Annotated in this window: 13 protein-coding genes; 8 read left to right on the forward strand and 5 right to left on the reverse strand. The window is 73.4% G+C overall.

Going from position 1 to position 17,229, the window contains the following annotated elements; translation table 11 throughout:
• The first annotated feature begins 170 nt into the window (after nt 1-170).
• Nucleotides 171-977: an SGNH/GDSL hydrolase family protein gene (locus ACWDX7_RS19635; RefSeq protein WP_451492304.1), complete on the forward strand. Its 807-nt coding sequence runs from the start codon at nt 171-173 to the stop codon at nt 975-977.
• Between the two features lie 37 nt (nt 978-1,014).
• Here ACWDX7_RS19635 and ACWDX7_RS19640 read toward each other — a convergent pair whose 3' ends face one another.
• Nucleotides 1,015-2,775 (reverse strand): protein kinase domain-containing protein, encoded by a 1,761-nt coding sequence (locus ACWDX7_RS19640; RefSeq protein ID WP_451492303.1) that lies wholly within the window; start codon nt 2,773-2,775, stop codon nt 1,015-1,017.
• 322 nt (nt 2,776-3,097) lie between these two features.
• On the opposite strand from ACWDX7_RS19640, the gene ACWDX7_RS19645 reads away from it, so the two are divergent.
• The gene (locus tag ACWDX7_RS19645; protein ID WP_451492283.1) at nt 3,098-3,367 is read left to right on the forward strand and encodes a hypothetical protein; all 270 of its coding nucleotides are present in this window, start codon (nt 3,098-3,100) and stop codon (nt 3,365-3,367) included.
• Between the two features lie 82 nt (nt 3,368-3,449).
• On the opposite strand, the gene ACWDX7_RS19650 is transcribed toward ACWDX7_RS19645, so the two are convergent.
• Nucleotides 3,450-4,781, reverse strand: coding sequence for a CaiB/BaiF CoA transferase family protein (locus ACWDX7_RS19650; RefSeq protein ID WP_451492282.1), 1,332 nt, complete (start codon nt 4,779-4,781; stop codon nt 3,450-3,452).
• Between the two features lie 206 nt (nt 4,782-4,987).
• Nucleotides 4,988-6,124 carry a type ISP restriction/modification enzyme gene (locus tag ACWDX7_RS19655; protein WP_451492302.1) on the reverse strand — a complete coding sequence of 379 codons (1,137 nt, stop codon included), beginning with the start codon at nt 6,122-6,124 and terminating at the stop codon, nt 4,988-4,990.
• Between the two features lie 130 nt (nt 6,125-6,254).
• On the opposite strand from ACWDX7_RS19655, the gene ACWDX7_RS19660 reads away from it, so the two are divergent.
• Nucleotides 6,255-6,425 carry a hypothetical protein gene (locus tag ACWDX7_RS19660; RefSeq protein WP_451492281.1) on the forward strand — a complete coding sequence of 57 codons (171 nt, stop codon included), beginning with the start codon at nt 6,255-6,257 and terminating at the stop codon, nt 6,423-6,425.
• 143 nt (nt 6,426-6,568) lie between these two features.
• Here ACWDX7_RS19660 and ACWDX7_RS19665 read toward each other — a convergent pair whose 3' ends face one another.
• Together ACWDX7_RS19665 and hmgA are read right to left on the reverse strand one after the other, a co-directional pair.
• On the reverse strand, nt 6,569-7,318 hold the full coding sequence (locus ACWDX7_RS19665) for a GntR family transcriptional regulator (RefSeq protein WP_451492280.1): 750 nt from the start codon (nt 7,316-7,318) through the stop codon (nt 6,569-6,571).
• A gap of 167 nt (nt 7,319-7,485) precedes the next feature.
• Entirely contained in the window at nt 7,486-8,823 is a 1,338-nt protein-coding gene (gene hmgA / locus ACWDX7_RS19670) for a homogentisate 1,2-dioxygenase (RefSeq protein ID WP_451492279.1), read from the reverse strand.
• 266 nt (nt 8,824-9,089) lie between these two features.
• Here hmgA and ACWDX7_RS19675 point away from each other — a divergent pair, with 266 nt between their 5' ends.
• The 5 genes from ACWDX7_RS19675 (at nt 9,090) to ACWDX7_RS19695 (ending at nt 17,160) form a co-directional block, all read left to right on the forward strand.
• Nucleotides 9,090-11,210, forward strand: coding sequence for a right-handed parallel beta-helix repeat-containing protein (locus ACWDX7_RS19675; protein WP_451492278.1), 2,121 nt, complete (start codon nt 9,090-9,092; stop codon nt 11,208-11,210).
• Nucleotides 11,211-11,631: 421 nt separating this feature from the next.
• Nucleotides 11,632-12,450 (forward strand): hypothetical protein, encoded by an 819-nt coding sequence (locus tag ACWDX7_RS19680; protein WP_451492301.1) that lies wholly within the window; start codon nt 11,632-11,634, stop codon nt 12,448-12,450.
• Between the two features lie 199 nt (nt 12,451-12,649).
• Nucleotides 12,650-13,951: a hypothetical protein gene (locus ACWDX7_RS19685; RefSeq protein WP_451492300.1), complete on the forward strand. Its 1,302-nt coding sequence runs from the start codon at nt 12,650-12,652 to the stop codon at nt 13,949-13,951.
• Between the two features lie 33 nt (nt 13,952-13,984).
• Nucleotides 13,985-14,605, forward strand: coding sequence for a TetR family transcriptional regulator (locus tag ACWDX7_RS19690; protein WP_451492299.1), 621 nt, complete (start codon nt 13,985-13,987; stop codon nt 14,603-14,605).
• 203 nt (nt 14,606-14,808) lie between these two features.
• A complete protein-coding gene (locus ACWDX7_RS19695; protein ID WP_451492277.1) occupies nt 14,809-17,160 on the forward strand; it encodes a molybdopterin oxidoreductase family protein in 2,352 nt (783 codons plus the stop codon).
• Nucleotides 17,161-17,229 lie beyond the last annotated feature (69 nt).

Consider the following 17,229-nt stretch of genomic DNA (forward strand, 5'->3'; position numbering starts at 1 on the left):
GTTTCGCCGGATCGGTGGCCGAATGGCCTCCTCAAACGCAATGGGGGTGAAGATTCGGCCAGTAACCCCACTCCGAATATTCTTGGCATGGACACTTCCAGAAACCCGCGGCTCCTTGTACCACGGACTCAGGAGTAACCCCCCCCACAAGGAGCCGCACACACATGAGCATGAGACTGGCGCGTTTCGCTGCCTTGACCTCCACCCTGTTACTCGCCGCGGGCGCCGCCCTGTTGGGCGCTGGCCAGGCGGCCGCCGCCCCCCGGGCCGACTTCGGCTACGTCGCCCTCGGCGACTCGTACTCCTCCGGCGTCGGCGCCGGCGGCTACGACGGCGCCAGCGGCGCCTGCAAGCGAACTCCCCGCGCCTATCCGGCCCTCTGGGCCGCCGCCCACTCCCCGCAGACCTTCTCCTTCACCGCCTGCGCGGGTGCTCGAACGGGTGATGTCCTCTCCGGCCAGCTCGCCCCGCTGAACTCCGGCACCGACCTGGTCAGCATCACCGTCGGCGGCAACGACGCCGGATTCTCCGACGTCATGACGACCTGTGTGCTCCAGTCCGAGTCCACCTGCGTCAACCGGGTCAACCAGGCCAAGGCGTACGTCGACTCCACCCTCCCCGGCCAGCTCGACCAGGTCTACGACGCCATCGACAGCCGCTCGCCGAACGCCCGCGTCGTCGTCATCGGCTACCCCCGGTTCTACAAACTGAACGGCACCTGCACCTCCGGCCTGACCGAAGGCGAACGCGCCGCCATCAACGGCGCGGCCGACCACCTCAACGCCGCCATCGCCAAACGCGCCGCCGACCACGGCTTCACCTACGCCTCGGTCGTCGGCTCCTTCACGGGACACGAGATCTGCTCCGGCAGCGCGTGGCTGCACAGCGTCAACTGGGTCAACATCGGTGAGTCGTACCACCCCACGGCCGCCGGACAGTCCAGCGGCTACCTGCCCGTCTTCACCAGGACGGCCTGACGGCAGGCAGCGCCGAAGGGCTCCCAGGGTTCATGGCTCACAGGGCGCCCGGCGGGGCCCCGTTCGGACGCGCGTCCGGACGCGCGTCCGGGCTCGGACCGGGACTGGTGTCAGGGCTCGCGTCGGGACTGGCGTCCGGGCTCGGATCCGGGGCCGTCGTCGCCGGGTCCGGTGAGCCGGTCGCACCAGGGGAGGAGGCCCCGTCCGTCGGGGTCTCCTCCTCGCACGTCACGGAGATGTCCATCCAGTCCGAGGCCGCCTGCCCGGGCGCCCGCACCTCCAGCCGGACGGCGTCGCGGAAGACCGCGCCCGCGTGGTGCGTGAGCTCGGTGTGGTCCAGCCGCACGCTCCGCGGGCCGTCCGCCGCCAAGCTGACGGACTGCCAGCCCGGGCCCGAGCCCACCCCGCCGCGCGTGGCCCAGCGGTACTCCAGCACGGCGGGGATACGGGCCACCCCCACAGTGGCGGTGAAGGCGGGGGCGCGCTCGGCGGGCGGCGGGCAGCTCCCGCGGTAGGCGGTGCGCAGGGCTTCGACGGCCACGGTGACCTCCTGCGCGGGCGTGGCGGACGGTGACGCGGACGGGCTCGCGGAAGGTGCCGTGGTCCCGGGCGGCGCGGCCGTCGGCGCACCCGTCGGGCGGTCGCCGTCGCCGCCGCCCGCCCCTTGACGGTCCCTCAGCAGCAGCCACCCCAGCACGGCCAGCGCCAGCAGGAGCACCACGATCCCGGCGGTCAGCAGCAGCCCCGCCCGCCCGCGGGGCCCCGGCTCGGGCGCGGCGGCCCCGTGCCCGCCGGACGCCGGCGCGGGCGGAGTCGGCGCCCCGTACGGCCAGGCCCCCCGCGGACCCCGCGATCCCTGCGGCTCCTGCGGCTCGTGCCGGATGCCGCGGGTGGGGGCCGTCGGGGTGTCCGGCGCCGGGGTCCGCCCGCCCGCCGGCCCCGACACCGGTCCGCCCGAGTCCCGTACGGCCCCGCCCGCCGCCACCACGCGCAGCATCCGGGCCGCCTCCGCCGCGGGGAGCCGCTCAGCCGGATGCTTGCGCAGCAGCCCTTCCAGTACGGGCTCCAGCGGTCCGGCCCGGCGCGCGGGCGGCAACGGCTCGTCCGCCACGGCCCGCAGCGTGGCCAGGGCGCTGTCCCGGCGGAAGGGCGAGACCCCTTCGACGGCCGCGTACAGCAGCACACCGAGCGACCACAGGTCGGATTCGGGGCCGGGGGCACGGCCCGACGCCCGCTCGGGCGCCAGGAATTCGGGTGAGCCGATCACCTCCCCGGTCATGGTGATCGCGGAAGAGCCCTCCAGGCTGGCGATCCCGAAGTCGCTCAGCAGGACCCGGCCGTCATTGCCGATCAGTACGTTTCCGGGCTTGACGTCCCGGTGCAGTACGCCCGACTCGTGCGCGGCGCGCAGCGCGGCCAGGACCTGCTCCCCGATGTGCGCGGCCCGCTGCGGGCTCATCGGCCCCTCGGCTTCCAGTACGTCGGCCAGGGAGAGCCCGCGCACCAGCTCCATCACGATCCAGGGCCGGCCGCCGTCGGTGGCCACGTCGTAGACGGTGACGACCCCGCGGTGCGAGACGCGGGCCGCCGCCCAGGCCTCCCGTTCCAGCCGCCGGTACATGCGCTCCAGTTCGGCCCGGTCCAGTCCGGCCGGCGCCCGTACCTCCTTGACGGCGACCTCGCGTGCCAGTACCTCGTCGCGGGCCCGCCACACGATGCCCATGCCGCCCCGGCCGAGCGGATCCAACAGCCGGTACCGGCCCGAGATGACACGGTCGGCGCCCGATTCAGAGCCCAGATCGTGTCCGCCGTCACGGCCTTCACCGCCGTCACCCACGTTCCCACTCACGCGAGGCCCCCAAATGCGTCCATGTGTCACCGGGTGATCACTTCAAGTTAGCGCAGCGGGCGCGAAGTGGCCCGCGTCCTGACGCGACGCGCGGCGCTACCTTCGGCGGCCGGCCCCTCTGTGCGGAGAGTGACGGTCGACTCCGCTGAGTAACCGTCAACTCCCGCTCCACACAGGGGTAATTCACACCACCGGGATACCCGGGCGCGACGCCGGGGCGATAGGGTTAACCTGCCCGGGCCGGGTGCCCTCGTACGGGTGGGGAGAGATCATGGAACAGATAGCTATGCGCAGCAGGCCGCCTCGCGTGCCTGCCATCACGTGCGGTGGCAACGCGACCAGTTCGCGCCTCGACCGCCATCTCGCCGTGCTGGGAGGGCCCGCCCTCCCGCACCGTGAGACCGCCGAGGCGACGCTGCTGATGCGGGAGCTCACCTCCCGCGACCACACGCACCGCCTGCGGAGCCGGAGCGCGCGCGTCTCGCTCTTCGCGCCGCTGCGCCGCCTGCGTCGCACGCTCTTCGGCAGCCGCCGCTCGTAATCGCCCCCGCACCCGACGCCGTTCGCCCTCCGGCCCTCCAGCTCTCTGGCTTCCCGGCCTTCCGGCTTCCGGCTTTCCGGCCCTACGCGACCACACCGTCCCGCCGCAGTGCCGTGATCTGCGCGTCCGTCATCCCCAGGGCGCGCAGCAGGGCTCCGGTGTGCTCGCCGAGCGCGGGCACCGCACCCATGTGCGGTGCCGCGCCACCCGGCAGCCCGATCGGCGGCAGCAGGGCCCGCAGCGGACCGGCCGGTGACCCCACCTTCCGCCAGCGGTCCCGGGCCGCCAGCTGGGGATGAGCCGCCAGCTGGGCCACCGAGTTCAGCCGTGCGCAGGCGATGCCCGCCGCCTCCAGCCGCCAGATCGCCTCCTCCGCGTCCAGCCGGGCCAGTGCCCCGGCGACCACCGCATCGGTCTTCGTGCGGTTCGCGGTACGTGCCGCGTTGGTCGCGTACGCCGGATCCTCGGCCAGTTCCGGCCGTCCCAGCACCTGCTGCGCGAGCCGCCGCCATTCGCGGTCGTTCTGCACCGACAGCAGCACCCGGTCGCCGTCGGCCGTCGCGTAGGCGTCGTAGGGCGCGATCACGGCATGCGCCAGGCCGGTGCGCGCGGGCTGTCGCCCGTCGTGCATCGTGTGGTGCAGCGGGTGCCCCATCCATTCGGCGAGCGCGTCCAGCATGGAGACCTCCACCCTGCCCCCGCGTCCGGTCGTGCCGCGGCGCAGCAGGGCGGCGAGGACCCCCGAGAAGGCGTACATGGCCGCCGCGATGTCCGCCGCCGGGATGCCCGCCTTGACGGGCTGCTCCGGGGTGCCCGTCACCGAGACGAGCCCCGCCTCGCACTGCACGAGCATGTCGTAGGCGCGCTTGTGGGCGTACGGGCCCTCGGCGCCGTAGCCGGACACGTCCACGGCGACGAGCCGCGGGTAACGGGCGCACAGCGCGGCCGAGTCGAGGCCGAGCCGGGCGGCCGCTCCCTGGGCGAGGTTCTGTACGAAGACGTCGGCCTCCGCCAGCAGGCCGTGCAGGATCTCCCGGCCGCGCGGGTCCTTGAGGTCCAGCGCGATCGACTCCTTGCCGCGGTTGGCCCACACGAAATGCGAGGCGAGGCCCTGGGCGGCGGTGTCGTAGGCGCGGGCGAAGTCGCCGCCGTCGGGGCGCTCGACCTTGATCACCCGGGCACCGAGGTCGGCGAGCTGGCGGGTGGCGAAGGGGGCCGAGACGGCCTGTTCGACGGCCACGACCGTGATGCCGTCGAGGGGGAGCGGGTCGGTCTGGTGCGCGTCGGCCCGGTGGGTGTCGGCCTGGGGGGTGTCGGCCCGGTCGGTGTCGGCCCGGTCCGGGTCGCGGTGGCCCTGGTCATGGTGGTGCGGGTCGCGGTGGCCCTGGTCGTGGTGGTGCGTGTCGGAGCTCATGACAGGCGTGCCTACCTGCTCGGGCCGGTTCTGTCACCAGGGGAAAGCGGAAATCTCACTATTGCCCTGTTTGTGGCCGCCCCCGCGGTTCGCTGCCCGTGGTCTCGGCGGCAGGGCGCCCGGCGCGGCCCGCGAGGCGGTACCGGACACGGCGCGGCGTGTGGCGGGTGCCGGGAGGTTTCGGCGCGGGGCCGGCCGTCCGGGCCTCAGAGCAGGGCGAACTGCCCGCCGGGGCCCTCCTCCTGGTGGTCCAGCACCGAGGCCGGGCGCCGGGTCCAGCGGGGCGGCGGCAGCACACCCGCCGCCCGGAGCTCCGTCGCGGACAGCCCCGGGCCCGGCTCGAACGCCGCCCGCTCCGGCGCCAGGTCGGCCAGCAGCGCCAAGGTCGTGATGAGGGCCAGGAGTTCGGACGTCCAGCTCTGCGGCCACTCGGCCGGGCCCAGCGCCTCCAGCCCGTCGGCGTCCGGGCCGCGGTGGGCGGTACGGGCGGCGAACCAGGCCTCCAGTACCCGCGCACCCTGTACCTCGTACGCCCAGGCGCCCGGCGGCACGGGGGACACGGTCCCGCTCCCGCAGCCAGGTGTCCGCAGGCTCAGCGTCTCGCTCTCGGCGTCGTACGCGAGCTCGTGCGGCCAGGCCGGGACCGCGAAGCGGACGTACGGGCGGCGCCCGCCGGGCAGCCGGGGCGCCTCGGCGCCGCGGGTCCCGCGCAGCTGGACGGTGAGCAGGCGGCGCCCCAGCTCCAGCCCCGCACGCCAGCGCCCGGGGTCGGCGGCGAGCGGCACCTCGTACCCCCGCGGCCCGGGGTGGCCGGCCGCGAGGATCCAGCACAGCACGTCCTCGGGGGTGACCGGGCCGTCGTAGCGCTCGCCCAGCAGCGACAGCAGGCCGGGAGCCAGATTCGGCTCGGCGCCGCCCGGACGCCGGTGCAGGGGGCGGATGCGGCCGAGCCGGCCGGCCGGGAGGTGCGCGGTGACGAGGAGGTCCGGGGTCTCGACCGTGAACATCTGGTGATCGTCCCGGACCCGCCAGAGCTCCGGCCGCGCCATGTCGATGAGCCGCTGGTCCGGCAGGAGCCACTGCTCGTCGAAGGGGTCGCGCAGCACCCTTACGGGATCGGGGCAGGGGCCGGGGGCCTCGGAGAAGCGGGCGGTACCCGAGCGCTGCCCGGGCAGCGCGGCCGCCCCGGCGGCGGGCGTCCGGCTCCGGCTGGGGCGGAACAGCCGCTCCCGCTCGGCTCCTTCGGCTCCGGTCAGGGCCGCCCAGCGGGCGCGCAGGGTGGCGGGATCGGGCGCGGCCACCCAGTCCCGACCCAGGCGCAGGCCGCCCACGGACCAGGGCATCAGATCGTCCAGCAGCGGTACGTCTTCGCTCACCCGGCAGATGGTAGCGACGGACCCGGCGGCCGGGCTGCGTCCAGGCCGAAGCGCTACGCTCCTTATGTACGCATACGTACCGGCTGAGGAGAGGGCCATGAGCCAATACGACGAGTACTCGACGCCGTCGCAGGCGGAGGGTGAGCGGCTCGACGAGGACATGGATGAGGTCCAGAGGAGGCAGCGGCACGCCGAGACGATGCGGACCACGCCGTCCCAGGCGGAGGGCGAGCGCGGCGCGGAGGACGAGAAGAACGAGAAGCGGTAGGACGCCGCGGACGCCGGCCCGCCCGTGCGCCACGTGGGCCCCTCGAACCGCAGGCCCTGACCCCTCCGGTCGTCCGGATGCTTGGTGACCCGGCTTCCGGACGCCCGGTGGTCCGCATGGCCGGCGGCCTGGACGCGCCCGGATCAGTGCGCGTCGACCGTCACCGTGAAGGAGAACCGGTCCCCGCGGTAGCGGATCCGCGCCACGTCCACCACGCGGCCGCCCTCGTCGTACGTCACGCCCGTGTAGTGCAGGATCGGGCTCAGCAGCGGTACCTGGAGCAGCTCGGCCGTCTCCGGGTCCGCGAGGCGGGCCTCGACGGTGTCCGTGATCCGGCTGATGCGCACGCCCGCGATGTCCCGCAGCACCTTGGTCATCGGCCAGCGTTCGAGGTCGGCCAGGTCCACCGCCGCGGCGAGCTCCGGCAGGACGGCGTTCTCCGCCCAGTTCGTCGGCTCGCCGCTCTCACGGTCCTGGCGCAGCCGGCGGTACGTGACCACCTCGGCCGTGTCGGGGAAGTGCTCCAGCAGCTCCCCGGACACGGCCGTCCGCGCGTGGCCGAGAATCGTCGTACGGTCGCCCGACTGCTGGGCCACGATGGCGTCCACCGAGCCCAGCAGTCGGACGGGGGCACCCCTCAGCGCGCCCGGTTCGATGAAGGTGCCGCGCCTCCGGTGCCGGCTGATCAGGCCCTCGCCCTCCAGCTCCTTCAGCGCCTGCCGCATGGTCAGCACGCTCACCCCGTAGTGCTCGGCGAGCTGCTCCTCGGTGGGCAGGCGCAGAGAGGCGTCGGGGGTGCGCCCGAGTATGGAGGCGCGGAGCGACTGCGACACCTGATACCAGAGCGGCAGCTTCCGGTTCAACACCAGAGAGTCGGGGGCGAAGGCGGTCACGGTCGGTTCTCCGAACGGCTGGACAGGGGTGGTGGCGTGCGGCGGCTGCGGCCCGTGCAGGGTATGCGGCACGTCCCGGGTCGGGCCAGGTCGGGCCAAGTCTGGCCACGCCTGGGCAGGTGGGGTCGCACCAGGCCAGGGTCGGCTCGGGCCAGGCCCGGGTCGGGTCAGGCGCGGAAGTGGCGCTGTAGACCCTGCCACACGTCGTCGTAACCGGCCTGGAGGTGACCGGCGCCCGCGGCCTGGGCGGTGGCCGTGATCGGCCAGCGGGTCTCGAACATGAAGGCCAGACCGTCCGCGATCTTCTGCGGCTTCAGCTCGGCGGCGCTCGCCCGGTCGAAGGTCTCCCGGTCCGGCCCGTGCGCGGACATCATGTTGTGCAGCGAGCCGCCGCCGGGGATGAACCCTCCCGGGCCCGCAGTCTTGGCGTCGTAGGCGCCCTCGATCAGGCCCATGTACTCGCTCATCACGTTGCGGTGGAAGTACGGCGGCCGGAAGGTGTCCTCGCCGACCAGCCAGCGCGGGGCGAAGACGACGAAGTCCACGCCCGCCAGCCCCGGGGTGTCCGAGGGCGAGGTCAGGACGGTGAAGATGGACGGGTCGGGGTGGTCGTAGCTGATGGAGCCGAGGACGTTGAAGCGGCGCAGGTCGTAGACGTACGGGACGTGGGTGCCGTGCCAGGCCACCACATCGAGCGGGGAGTGGTCGTAGGTGGCCGCCCAGAGGTTGCCGCAGAACTTGTTGACCACCTCGGTCGGACGCTCGATGTCCTCGTAACCCGCGACCGGGGCCCGGAAGTCCCGTGCGGCGGCGAGGCCGTTGGCGCCGATCGGACCGAGGTCCGGCAGCTCGAAGGGGCGGCCGTAGTTCTCGCAGACGTAACCGCGGGCGTCGGAGTCGAGCAGCTCGACGCGGAAGCGGACGCCGCGCGGGATGAGCGCCACCTCGCCGGGGCGGGCGGCGAGCAGGCCGAGCTCGGTGCGCAGGAGCAGCCCGCCGCGCTCGGGGACGATCAGGAGCTCGCCGTCCGAGTCACTGAACACCCGGTCGACCATGGGGGAGTCGGCGAAGTAGAGGTGGACGGCCATGCCGGTGCGCTGGGTGGCGTCGCCGTTGCCGCCGAGCGTCCAGAGGCCGTCCAGGAAGTCGGTGCCGGGCGCAGGGTCGGGCAGGGGGTCCCAGCGCAGCCGGTTGGGGTCGGCGGAGGCCTCGGTGAAGGGCGCGCTGCGCAACTGGCCATTGTCGGTCCGCGTGAAGGGCGGGTGCGCGGCCGAGGGGCGGATCCGGTAGAGCCAGGAGCGGCGGTTGTGGCGGCGCGGCTCGGTGAAGGCGCTGCCGCTGAGCTGCTCGGCGTACAGACCGAGGGGCGCGCGCTGGGGCGAGTTCCGGCCGAGCGGCAGCGCGCCGGGGACGGCCTCCGAGCTGTGCTCGTTGCCGAAGCCGGTGAGGTACTCCAGCGCCTCTGCCGTCTTCCTGGCCTGCTCGCTGCCGGGCTGCTCACTCATGGGCTGCTTCCGATCGGTCGAAGGAATCCTATGGTCGACAGTAGGATTATGCGGGCCGCGCGTCAACGCCGGCTCGGGGTGATCCCGGCGATCCGGGCGGGGGGGCCATGCGCAAGGGGGGTCCAGGTGCAACGGGTCTATGGGCGAGGGGATCCCGCACGACGGGATCCCTGCGCGGTCGGATCCCTGCGCGGTCGGATCCATGCGCGAGGGGATCCATGCGGGAGGGGATCCGAAAAGATGAACAATGCTCTACTCTCTCGCGCATGTCGTGGACCCGCAGGTTCCCTGCCGCGCCGGCGGTGCTCCTCGCCGCCCTCCTCGCACTCCTGTCCCTCCTCGTCGCCGCCCCCGCCGCCCGCGCGCACGAGGAGCGGCCCGTCACCTTCCCGGACGGTTCCGGATCCGTGCCCCTCTATCGCGACGCCGAGCCGGATCTGGTGGTCTGCAAGACCGACCGGGCCGCCTTCGAACGCCGGATATCCGGCTTCCCGGAGGAGCTCAGACAGCGCAACCTCGCCCTGTACGAACGGTGCGAGAAGAGTGGCTACCGGCACCTCCAGGAAGCCGTCGACGCCGTCGACCGCCCGGGTATGAACATCGTGATCCTCCCCGGCCTGTACGAGGAGGAGCCCTCGCTGCCCCTCCCGGCCGGGGAATGCGCAGCTCTGAAGGCCCCCAGTTCCGCGCTCGGCTACCAGATCCTCTCCTACGAGCAGCAGGTGCGATGCCGCCACAACCAGAACCTCGTGGCGATCCTCGGCAAGACCAACCTGCAGATCGAAGGCACGGGAGCCTCGCGGCTGGACGTGATCATCGACGCCAAGTACCAGAAACTGAACGGAATCCGGGCCGACCAGTCCAACGGCATCTACTTCCGCAACTTCACCGCCCAGCGCACCACCTTCAACTCGCTGTACGTGCTCGCGGCCGACGGTTTCGTCATCGACGACGTGCTGACCCGGTGGAACGACGAGTACGGCTTCCTGACCTTCGCCAGCGATCACGGGCTCTACAAGAACTGCGAGTCGTACGGGAACGGCGACTCCGGCATCTACCCCGGCAGCGCCTCCGACATCAACAACGGCCGCGGCTACGAGGTGCCGCGCTACTCCATCGAGATCACCGGCTGCCGCAGCCACCACAACATGGTCGGCTACTCCGGCACCGCCGGAGACTCCGTATGGGTGCACGACAACGAGTTCGACCACAACATGGGCGGCGCCTCGATGGACAGCGCCTTCCCCGGCCACCCCGGACTCCCGCAGAACCATGCCAAGTTCGAGCGGAACCTGATCCACGACAACAACCAGGACTACTACCACTACGTCGCCGACGGCACCTGCGCCAAGCCGCCCGTCGAACGCGGCTACGAGCGGGGCGTGGTCTGCCCGCAGATCTCCATGCCACCGGGCACCGGCATCATCACCGCGGGCGGCAACTGGAACCTGTACGAGGACAACTGGGTGTACGGACACCGGCGCGCGGGCTTCTTCCTCAGCGCCGTCCCCGCCTTCATCCGGGGCGAGGAGGAGTGGTCCAAGCAGGCCGACACCTCCCACCACAACCGGTACGCAGGAAACATCATGGGCAAGGACAAGTCCGGCGCCGCCCGCCCCAACGGGATGGACGTGTGGTGGGACGGGCAAGGGCGCGGCAACTGCTGGCAGGACGGCCCCGACGGTTCCACTCCCGGCACGCTCCCGCAGTGCGGTGACACGCGCGGCGCGGTCTCGGGCGCCTCGGCCCGTCTGGTCGGCGAACCGGCGAAGCTGGTCCACCTCCTCGTCTGCGCGGACTACAACGTCCAGGCCCGCAAACTCCCGGCCGGCTGCGACTGGTACGGCGCGCGCGGCCTGGAGCGGGTGGAGACGCAGATCGCGCTGGCCACCGCGGGGGTGCTGCTCCTGGTCGGGGGCGTGCTGTGGTGGCGCCGCCTGCGCGGCTCACGCCTGGGCACGGCCGCCTCACTGCTGGGCCTGGCCGGTCTCGTCCTGGACGTGGCGGGCTCCACGGCCGGGCTGGTCGCCTCCTTCGTGCCGGCGCTGTCGCTCCTCCTCCTCGGGCTGTGGTGGACGGGCGTCGGCCTGGTCCTGCGCCCCGCCCGCCCGTGGCTGGCGCGCCTCACCCTGCTGCTGGCCGGGCTGACCCTGCTGGACGCCTTCGACAAGGCGGTCCTGATGATCCCCTGGACCCCCCTGAGTCCCGCCTGGGCGCGGGCCTTGGTGGCCGTCGTCTGGATCCTCTGGGCGGTCATCGCCTCGGCCCGCCCCGTCCCGCCGGGCGGTGACCCGGCACCCGACCGCACCCCGGTCCCAGCCGCCCCCTCCCCGGCCCTGAGCACAACGGCCCCGCAGCCCCCGCCGACCCCCGGTACCCCGGCATGACCCCCGGCCGCCACTCCTCCGGGCCCAGCCCGCGCCGCTGCCCCGGCGCGGCCACACCTCCCGCGTGCGGGATCGCCGCCGCCCCCTGCCCGGAAGCCGCCGGGGCGCGGCAGGCCCCGATCGCCGGAGGGGAGGGCGTACCGCACCGGCCGTGCGGCAGCCGAACCCGCCCTGACGGGCCGTCCCGGCCGGCCCGTCAGGGCGTACCGACCACAGGAGGCACGCTGTGACCGACCGGCCCGACGACCACGACCGGCCCGACGACCACGACCGGCCCGACGACCGCGCCCGGCCCGACGACCGCGCCCGGCCCGACGACCGCACCCCGTGCGACGACCGCGCCCGGTGCGATGGCTGCGCCCCGCCGCCCCCCGCAGGCCGCAGGCCCCGCGCGCCCCGCACCGTCACCCGCACCGCGGCACTGCTCACCCTCGTCCTGCTCCTGGCGGCCGGCGCGGCGACGGGCTGCGGTGGGCGGGCCACCACCCACCACAAGCCCGGCACCACCCATGAACAGGCCACCGGCGACGTGGGCACCCTGCTCACCACCGACGACGGCTCCGGCCACCGGCTCCGCGAGGTCCCGGCCAACGGCGCGCCGCAGGTGCGGCTCACCGCCCGCCCGGACTCCGAGGACGGCTGGAACCTCCAACTGGCGGTGGACAACTTCCGTTTCACTCCCGACAGCGCCGGCGGCGGCGCCCTCCCGGGCGCCGGTCACGCCCACCTGGAGCTCGACGGCCGCAAACTGGCCCGGCTGTACGGCCCCTGGTTCCACCTGCCCGCGGCGCAGGTCCCCGAGGGCGCACACACCCTGACCGTCCGCCTCTACGCCGACGACCACACTGCCTGGGCGGTAGCCGGCAAGCCGGTCGAGGCCACCGCCCCGCTCACCGCCGCCGCCCCGGGCCAGGCCGGCGGCCACCGACACACCCCGCCCGCCTCGCCCGGACCGCAGGCCCAGCAGCCGGACCAAGCCGACCGGACCGTCACCGTGACCGTCCGGGACGGCAAGGTCAGCCCGCCACCCGCCCGCACCGAGCTCAAGCGCGGCGAACGCGTCGCCCTGCGCGTCACCAGTGACCGTGCGGACACCCTGCACGTCCACGGCTACGACAAGGAACTCGCCCTGCCGCCGGGCCAGGAGGCCACCCTGACCCTGACGGTCGACCGCACCGGTCTCTTCGAGGTCGAGACTCACGAGTCCGGCCTCGTCGTGACCCAGCTCCTCGTCCGATGACTGGGCCCGAACCGGCCACCCCAACGGCCCGGCCGGCCGCCGTGAGCCCCCGGCCCCCCGGACTCGGGCCCGAGTCCGGGACGCCGGGCCAAGGCCGCGGCGGGATACCGAGCTCGGAGGGCCGGCGGTGAGCCCCTTCGAGCAGTGGCCCGCGCCGGGCACCGACGGTGGCGGGGACGGTGGCGCCGGCGGCCAGGGCGTGGTCCCGTACCCGGCCGATCCGCTCACCGCTCTCGCGCACGGGATCGGGTCCCAGCACGATCTGCCGATCTCTCCCTTCTATGCCTTCGCCGGTGCTTTCACCGCGCTGTTCGTCTCCTTCCTCGCACTCGGCCTGCTCTGGTCCACCTCCCGCTTCCGCGGCGAGCGTTCCGGGCGCGCCCTGCCCGCCGCCCTCCAGCGGGCCGCCGACGCTCCGGTCACCCGCACCGCTCTGCGCGGGCTCGCGCTCGCCGCCGCCCTGGCGGTCCTGCTCCACCTCCTCCTCGGTCCCGACGACCCCGCACGCAACCCCGCTCCGGGCGCCGTCTACGTCCTCCTCTGGGTCGGGCTCATCCCCGCCTCCCTCCTCCTGGGCCCCGTCTGGCGCCTGCTCAATCCGCTCCGCACCCTGCACCGCCTGCTCTCCCGAGCGCTGCGCCGACACGACCCCGACCGTCTCCCGCCGGCCCGGCTGGGCCAATGGCCCGCCGCCGCGGCACTGTTCGCCTTCACCTGGCTCGAACTCGTCGCTCCAGAACCGGCATCCACCACCACCCTCCTCATCGCCCTGACCACTTACACCACTGCCCAGCTGCTGCTCGCCGCCCGCTTCGGAGAGCGCTGGTTCGCCGACGGAGACGCCTTCGAGGCGTACTCCGAACTCCTGGGCAGGCTTTCCCCCCTCGGCCGTCGCAGCGACGGCCGCCTGGTCCTGCGTAACCCCTTCCACGGACTCGACGCGACGCCCGAGCGGCCCGGACTCGTCGCCACCGTCTGCGTCCTGCTCGGCTCCACCGCCTACGACGGCTTCTCCGACAACCCCTCATGGATCAACGCGATACAGACCTCCCCCCTCGGCCGCACCCCCACGGCCACACTCGGACTCCTGGGCTCCGTCGCCCTCGTCGCCACTCTCTATTGCCTCTGCGCGGCGGCCACCCGCCTCACCTGCGGCCCGCACCCCGGCCCGCTGACCGCATTCGCGCACTCACTCGTACCGATCGCACTCGGCTATCTCGGCGCCCACTACTTCTCCCTCCTCGTAACCGAAGGACCACGCACAGTAAGCATGGCACTCGGCACTGACAATGCCCCCGAATCCGCCCCACCACTGGGCTCCGGGGCCCTCGCCGCCCTCCAGGTCATCGCCGTCGTCACGGGGCACGTGCTCGGCGTCGTGGCCGCCCACGACCGTTCCGTACGTCTCTTCCCACCCGCGAAAGCGGTGGCCGGCCAACTCCCGCTGCTCGCCCTGATGATCACGTACACCATCGGCGGGCTGAGCCTCCTGCTGAACTGAGGCCCCTGCCGGCCGTAAAACGGGAGCGGCATGATGGACCCCGTGCCTCCCGCCCACCCCATGCGCCGTACGCCCATCCAGCAGCGCAGCGCCGACCGGCTCGCCCGGATCCTCGACGCCTGCGCCGAACTCCTGGACGAAACCGGGTACGAGGACCTGAGCACCCGCGCCGTCGCCCAGCGCGCGGGCGTGCCGATCGGCTCCGTCTACCGCTTCTTCGGCAACAAGCGGGCCATGGCCGTCGCACTGGCCCACCGCAATCTCGACCGTTACGCCGAAAGCATCGCGGACCGGCTGACCAGGCTTCCGGCCACCGCCTGGCGGCCCGTCGTGGACGCCGTACTGGACGAGTACCTGGCCATGAAGCGCGACGTCCCCGGCTTCGCGCTCGTCGATTTCGGGGTGCCCGCGCCGCCACCCGATGGCCCGGAGGACGACCCGAACCACCTGGTCGCCGCCCGTCTCACCGAGCTCCTCTGCGCGCATCTCGGTCTGACGCCCGACGTCGCCCTCCGCCGGGCGGTCCTCGTGGCCGTCGAGGCCACCGACGCGCTGCTCCAGCTCGCCTTCCGGGCCGATCCGGCGGGTGATCCCGGCATCATCACCGAAACCCGGGCCATGATGCACGCCTACCTCGCACGAGTCCTCGACTGACCCCGCCTCCGACACCCCTTTGTTCCCGCGTCCCCGGCCCCGCGTTCCCTAGCTGGCCCCCGCCGTGCCCCCGTCCGTGGCACAACGCCGTCGCCTCCCCAGTCACCGGTCCCGTCCGCGCAGACCCTCCCCTCCGTCCCTACCGGTCGGTATGCTCGGTCCACCCGCGTGTCCGTGCCGCAGCCCGTCGCCCTGGAGGGCCCATGCCCCGCACCGCTCTGCGCATCTGTCCCCTGTGTGAAGCCACCTGCGGCCTCACCCTCACCGTCGAGGGCACGGCCGTCACCGGCGCCCGCGGTGACCGCGACGACGTCTTCAGCAGCGGCTTCATCTGTCCCAAGGGCGCCGCCTTCGGCGCGCTCGACGCCGACCCGGACCGGCTGCGCACGCCCCTCGTGCGCCGCGACGGCCAGCTCCGGGAAGCCACCTGGGACGAGGCCTACGGGGCCATCGCCGAGGCGATCCCCGACCTCGTCCGGGAGTACGGACCCCAGTCGGTCGGCGTCGTCCTCGGGAACCCGAACGTCCACACCATGGCCGGCGCCCTCTATCCGCCGCTGCTCCTCAAGGCCCTCGGCACCCGGAACCTCTTCACCGCCAGCACGCTCGACCAGATGCCCAAGCACGTGTCCAGCGGACTCCTCTTCGGTGATCCCTTCGCCATCCCGGTCCCCGATCTCGACCGCACCGACTTCCTGCTGCTCCTGGGGGCCAACCCGGTGGAGTCCAACGGCTCCTTGTGCACCGCGCCCGACTTCCCCGGCCGGCTCAAGGCCTTGCGTGCCCGCGGCGGGACGCTGGTCGTCGTCGACCCCCGCCGCACCCGTACGGCCCGGCTCGCCGACCGGCACCTCGCGCCGCGCCCCGGCAGCGACGCGCTGCTCCTCGCCGCCCTCGCCCACACGCTGCTCACCGAGAAGCTCGCCGCCCCGGGCTCGCTGGACGAGCAGATCGAGGGCCTCGGGGAACTCGCGGCGGCCCTCGGGAGTTTCACTCCTGAGACCGTAGCCCCCGCCTGCGATCTCCCGGCCGCCGAGATCCGCGCCCTCGCCCGCGAGCTCGCGGCCGCGCCCACCGCCGCCGTCTACGGACGGATCGGTAGCTGCACCGTCGAGTACGGCACCCTCACCAGCTGGCTGGTCGACGTACTCAACATCCTCACCGGCAATCTCGACCGACCGGGCGGAGCCCTCTTCCCGCTCTCCGCGACGGCTCGCGCACCCCAGCCGGCCGGTCCCGGCAAGGGATTCACCCTCGGCCGCTGGTCGAGCCGGGTCTCCGGCCACCCGGAGGCCAAGGGCGAACTGCCCACCGCCGCCCTCGCGGAGGAGATGGAGACCCGGGGGGAGGGGCGGATCCGCGCCCTGATCGCCATCGCCGCGAACCCGGTGCTGTCCGCGCCCGACGGCGACCGGCTCGACCGGGCGCTGACCGGCCTCGACTTCATGGTCTCCGTCGACCCGTACCTGAACGAGACCTCACGCCACGCCCACGTGGTACTGCCCCCGCCGCCGCCCTCGCAGAGCGCGCATTTCGACTTCGCGTTCAACGGCTTCGCCGTACGCAACCAGGTTCGCTGGACCCCTGCCGCCATCCCGCTGGAGGCGGGGCTGATGGACGAGTGCGAGATCCAAGCGCGCCTGATCCTCGCCGTTTGCGGCATGTACGGTTCGGCCGGCCCGGACGCTGTCGATGAACTGGCCATTCACGCCGCGCTGACCAAGGAGACCGCCGATCCCCGGTCCCCGCTGCACGGCCGGGACCCGGCGGACCTGGCCGGACTGCTGACCGGGCAGAGCGGACCGGAACGCCGCCTCGACCTGATGCTCCGGCTCGGGCCGTACGGAGACCGGTTCGGCGCGCGCGGCAGCGCCGGGCTGCCCAGTGCCGACGGCAGCACCAGCCCCGGCCTCGATGCCGGGCTCGGCACCGGCCACGGGCTCGCAACCGACGGCGGAGGCGCCGTGGGCAGGGACCCGGCCGAGCCCGAGGGGGAGCTCAGCCTGGAGCGGCTGCTCGCGCACCCGCACGGCATCGACCTGGGGCCGCTGCGGCCCCGGCTTCCGGGCGTGCTGAGGACACGCAGCGGCAGGATCGAGCTGTTCCCGGACCCGATCGCGGCCGAGCTCCCCAGACTGCGCGAGGCGCTCGCCGACCGCCCCGCCGCCCTGGTGCTCGTGGGCCGCCGCCATCTGCGGTCCAACAACAGCTGGTTGCACAACGTTCCGGCCCTCATCGGAGGTTCCAACCGGTGCACCCTCCAGATCCACCCGCAGGACGCCGACCGGCTGGGCCTCGTAGACGGCGGCAGGGCCAGGGTCACCGCCGACGGCGGAAGCCTGGAGGTCCCCGTCGAGATCACCGATGCCGTGCGCACCGGCGTGGTGAGCCTTCCGCACGGCTGGGGGCACGACCGCGCGGGGACCCGGCTCTCGGCGGCCTCGGGGCAGCCCGGGGTCAACGTCAATCAGCTGCTCGACGGCAGCCGGCTCGACCCGCTGTCCGGTACGGCGGTGCTCAACGGTTTTCCCGTCGAGCTAGCACCCCTGCCCTGAGCTGGGGTTTTGCTCGTATGGCTCACACGTAGACGTCTTGTTGGCATAAGGAGGCGGCGCCTACGTTCC

The sequence above is a fragment of the Streptomyces sp. NPDC003034 genome (genome assembly GCF_053591375.1).

What these genes read in the sequence shown, in the direction of transcription:
- hmgA (WP_451492279.1), bottom strand. Translation starts at nt 8,823, where the DNA reads ATGAGTGAGCAGCCCGGCAGCGAGCAGGCCAGGAAGACGGCAGAGGCG.
- ACWDX7_RS19655 (WP_451492302.1), bottom strand. Translation starts at nt 6,124, where the DNA reads ATGCCCTGGTCCGTGGGCGGCCTGCGCCTGGGTCGGGACTGGGTGGCC.
- ACWDX7_RS19690 (WP_451492299.1), top strand. Translation starts at nt 13,985, where the DNA reads ATGGACCCCGTGCCTCCCGCCCACCCCATGCGCCGTACGCCCATCCAG.
- ACWDX7_RS19650 (WP_451492282.1), bottom strand. Translation starts at nt 4,781, where the DNA reads ATGAGCTCCGACACGCACCACCACGACCAGGGCCACCGCGACCCGCAC.
- ACWDX7_RS19635 (WP_451492304.1), top strand. Translation starts at nt 171, where the DNA reads ATGAGACTGGCGCGTTTCGCTGCCTTGACCTCCACCCTGTTACTCGCC.
- ACWDX7_RS19645 (WP_451492283.1), top strand. Translation starts at nt 3,098, where the DNA reads ATGGAACAGATAGCTATGCGCAGCAGGCCGCCTCGCGTGCCTGCCATC.
- ACWDX7_RS19695 (WP_451492277.1), top strand. Translation starts at nt 14,809, where the DNA reads ATGCCCCGCACCGCTCTGCGCATCTGTCCCCTGTGTGAAGCCACCTGC.
- ACWDX7_RS19675 (WP_451492278.1), top strand. Translation starts at nt 9,090, where the DNA reads ATGTCGTGGACCCGCAGGTTCCCTGCCGCGCCGGCGGTGCTCCTCGCC.
- ACWDX7_RS19660 (WP_451492281.1), top strand. Translation starts at nt 6,255, where the DNA reads ATGAGCCAATACGACGAGTACTCGACGCCGTCGCAGGCGGAGGGTGAG.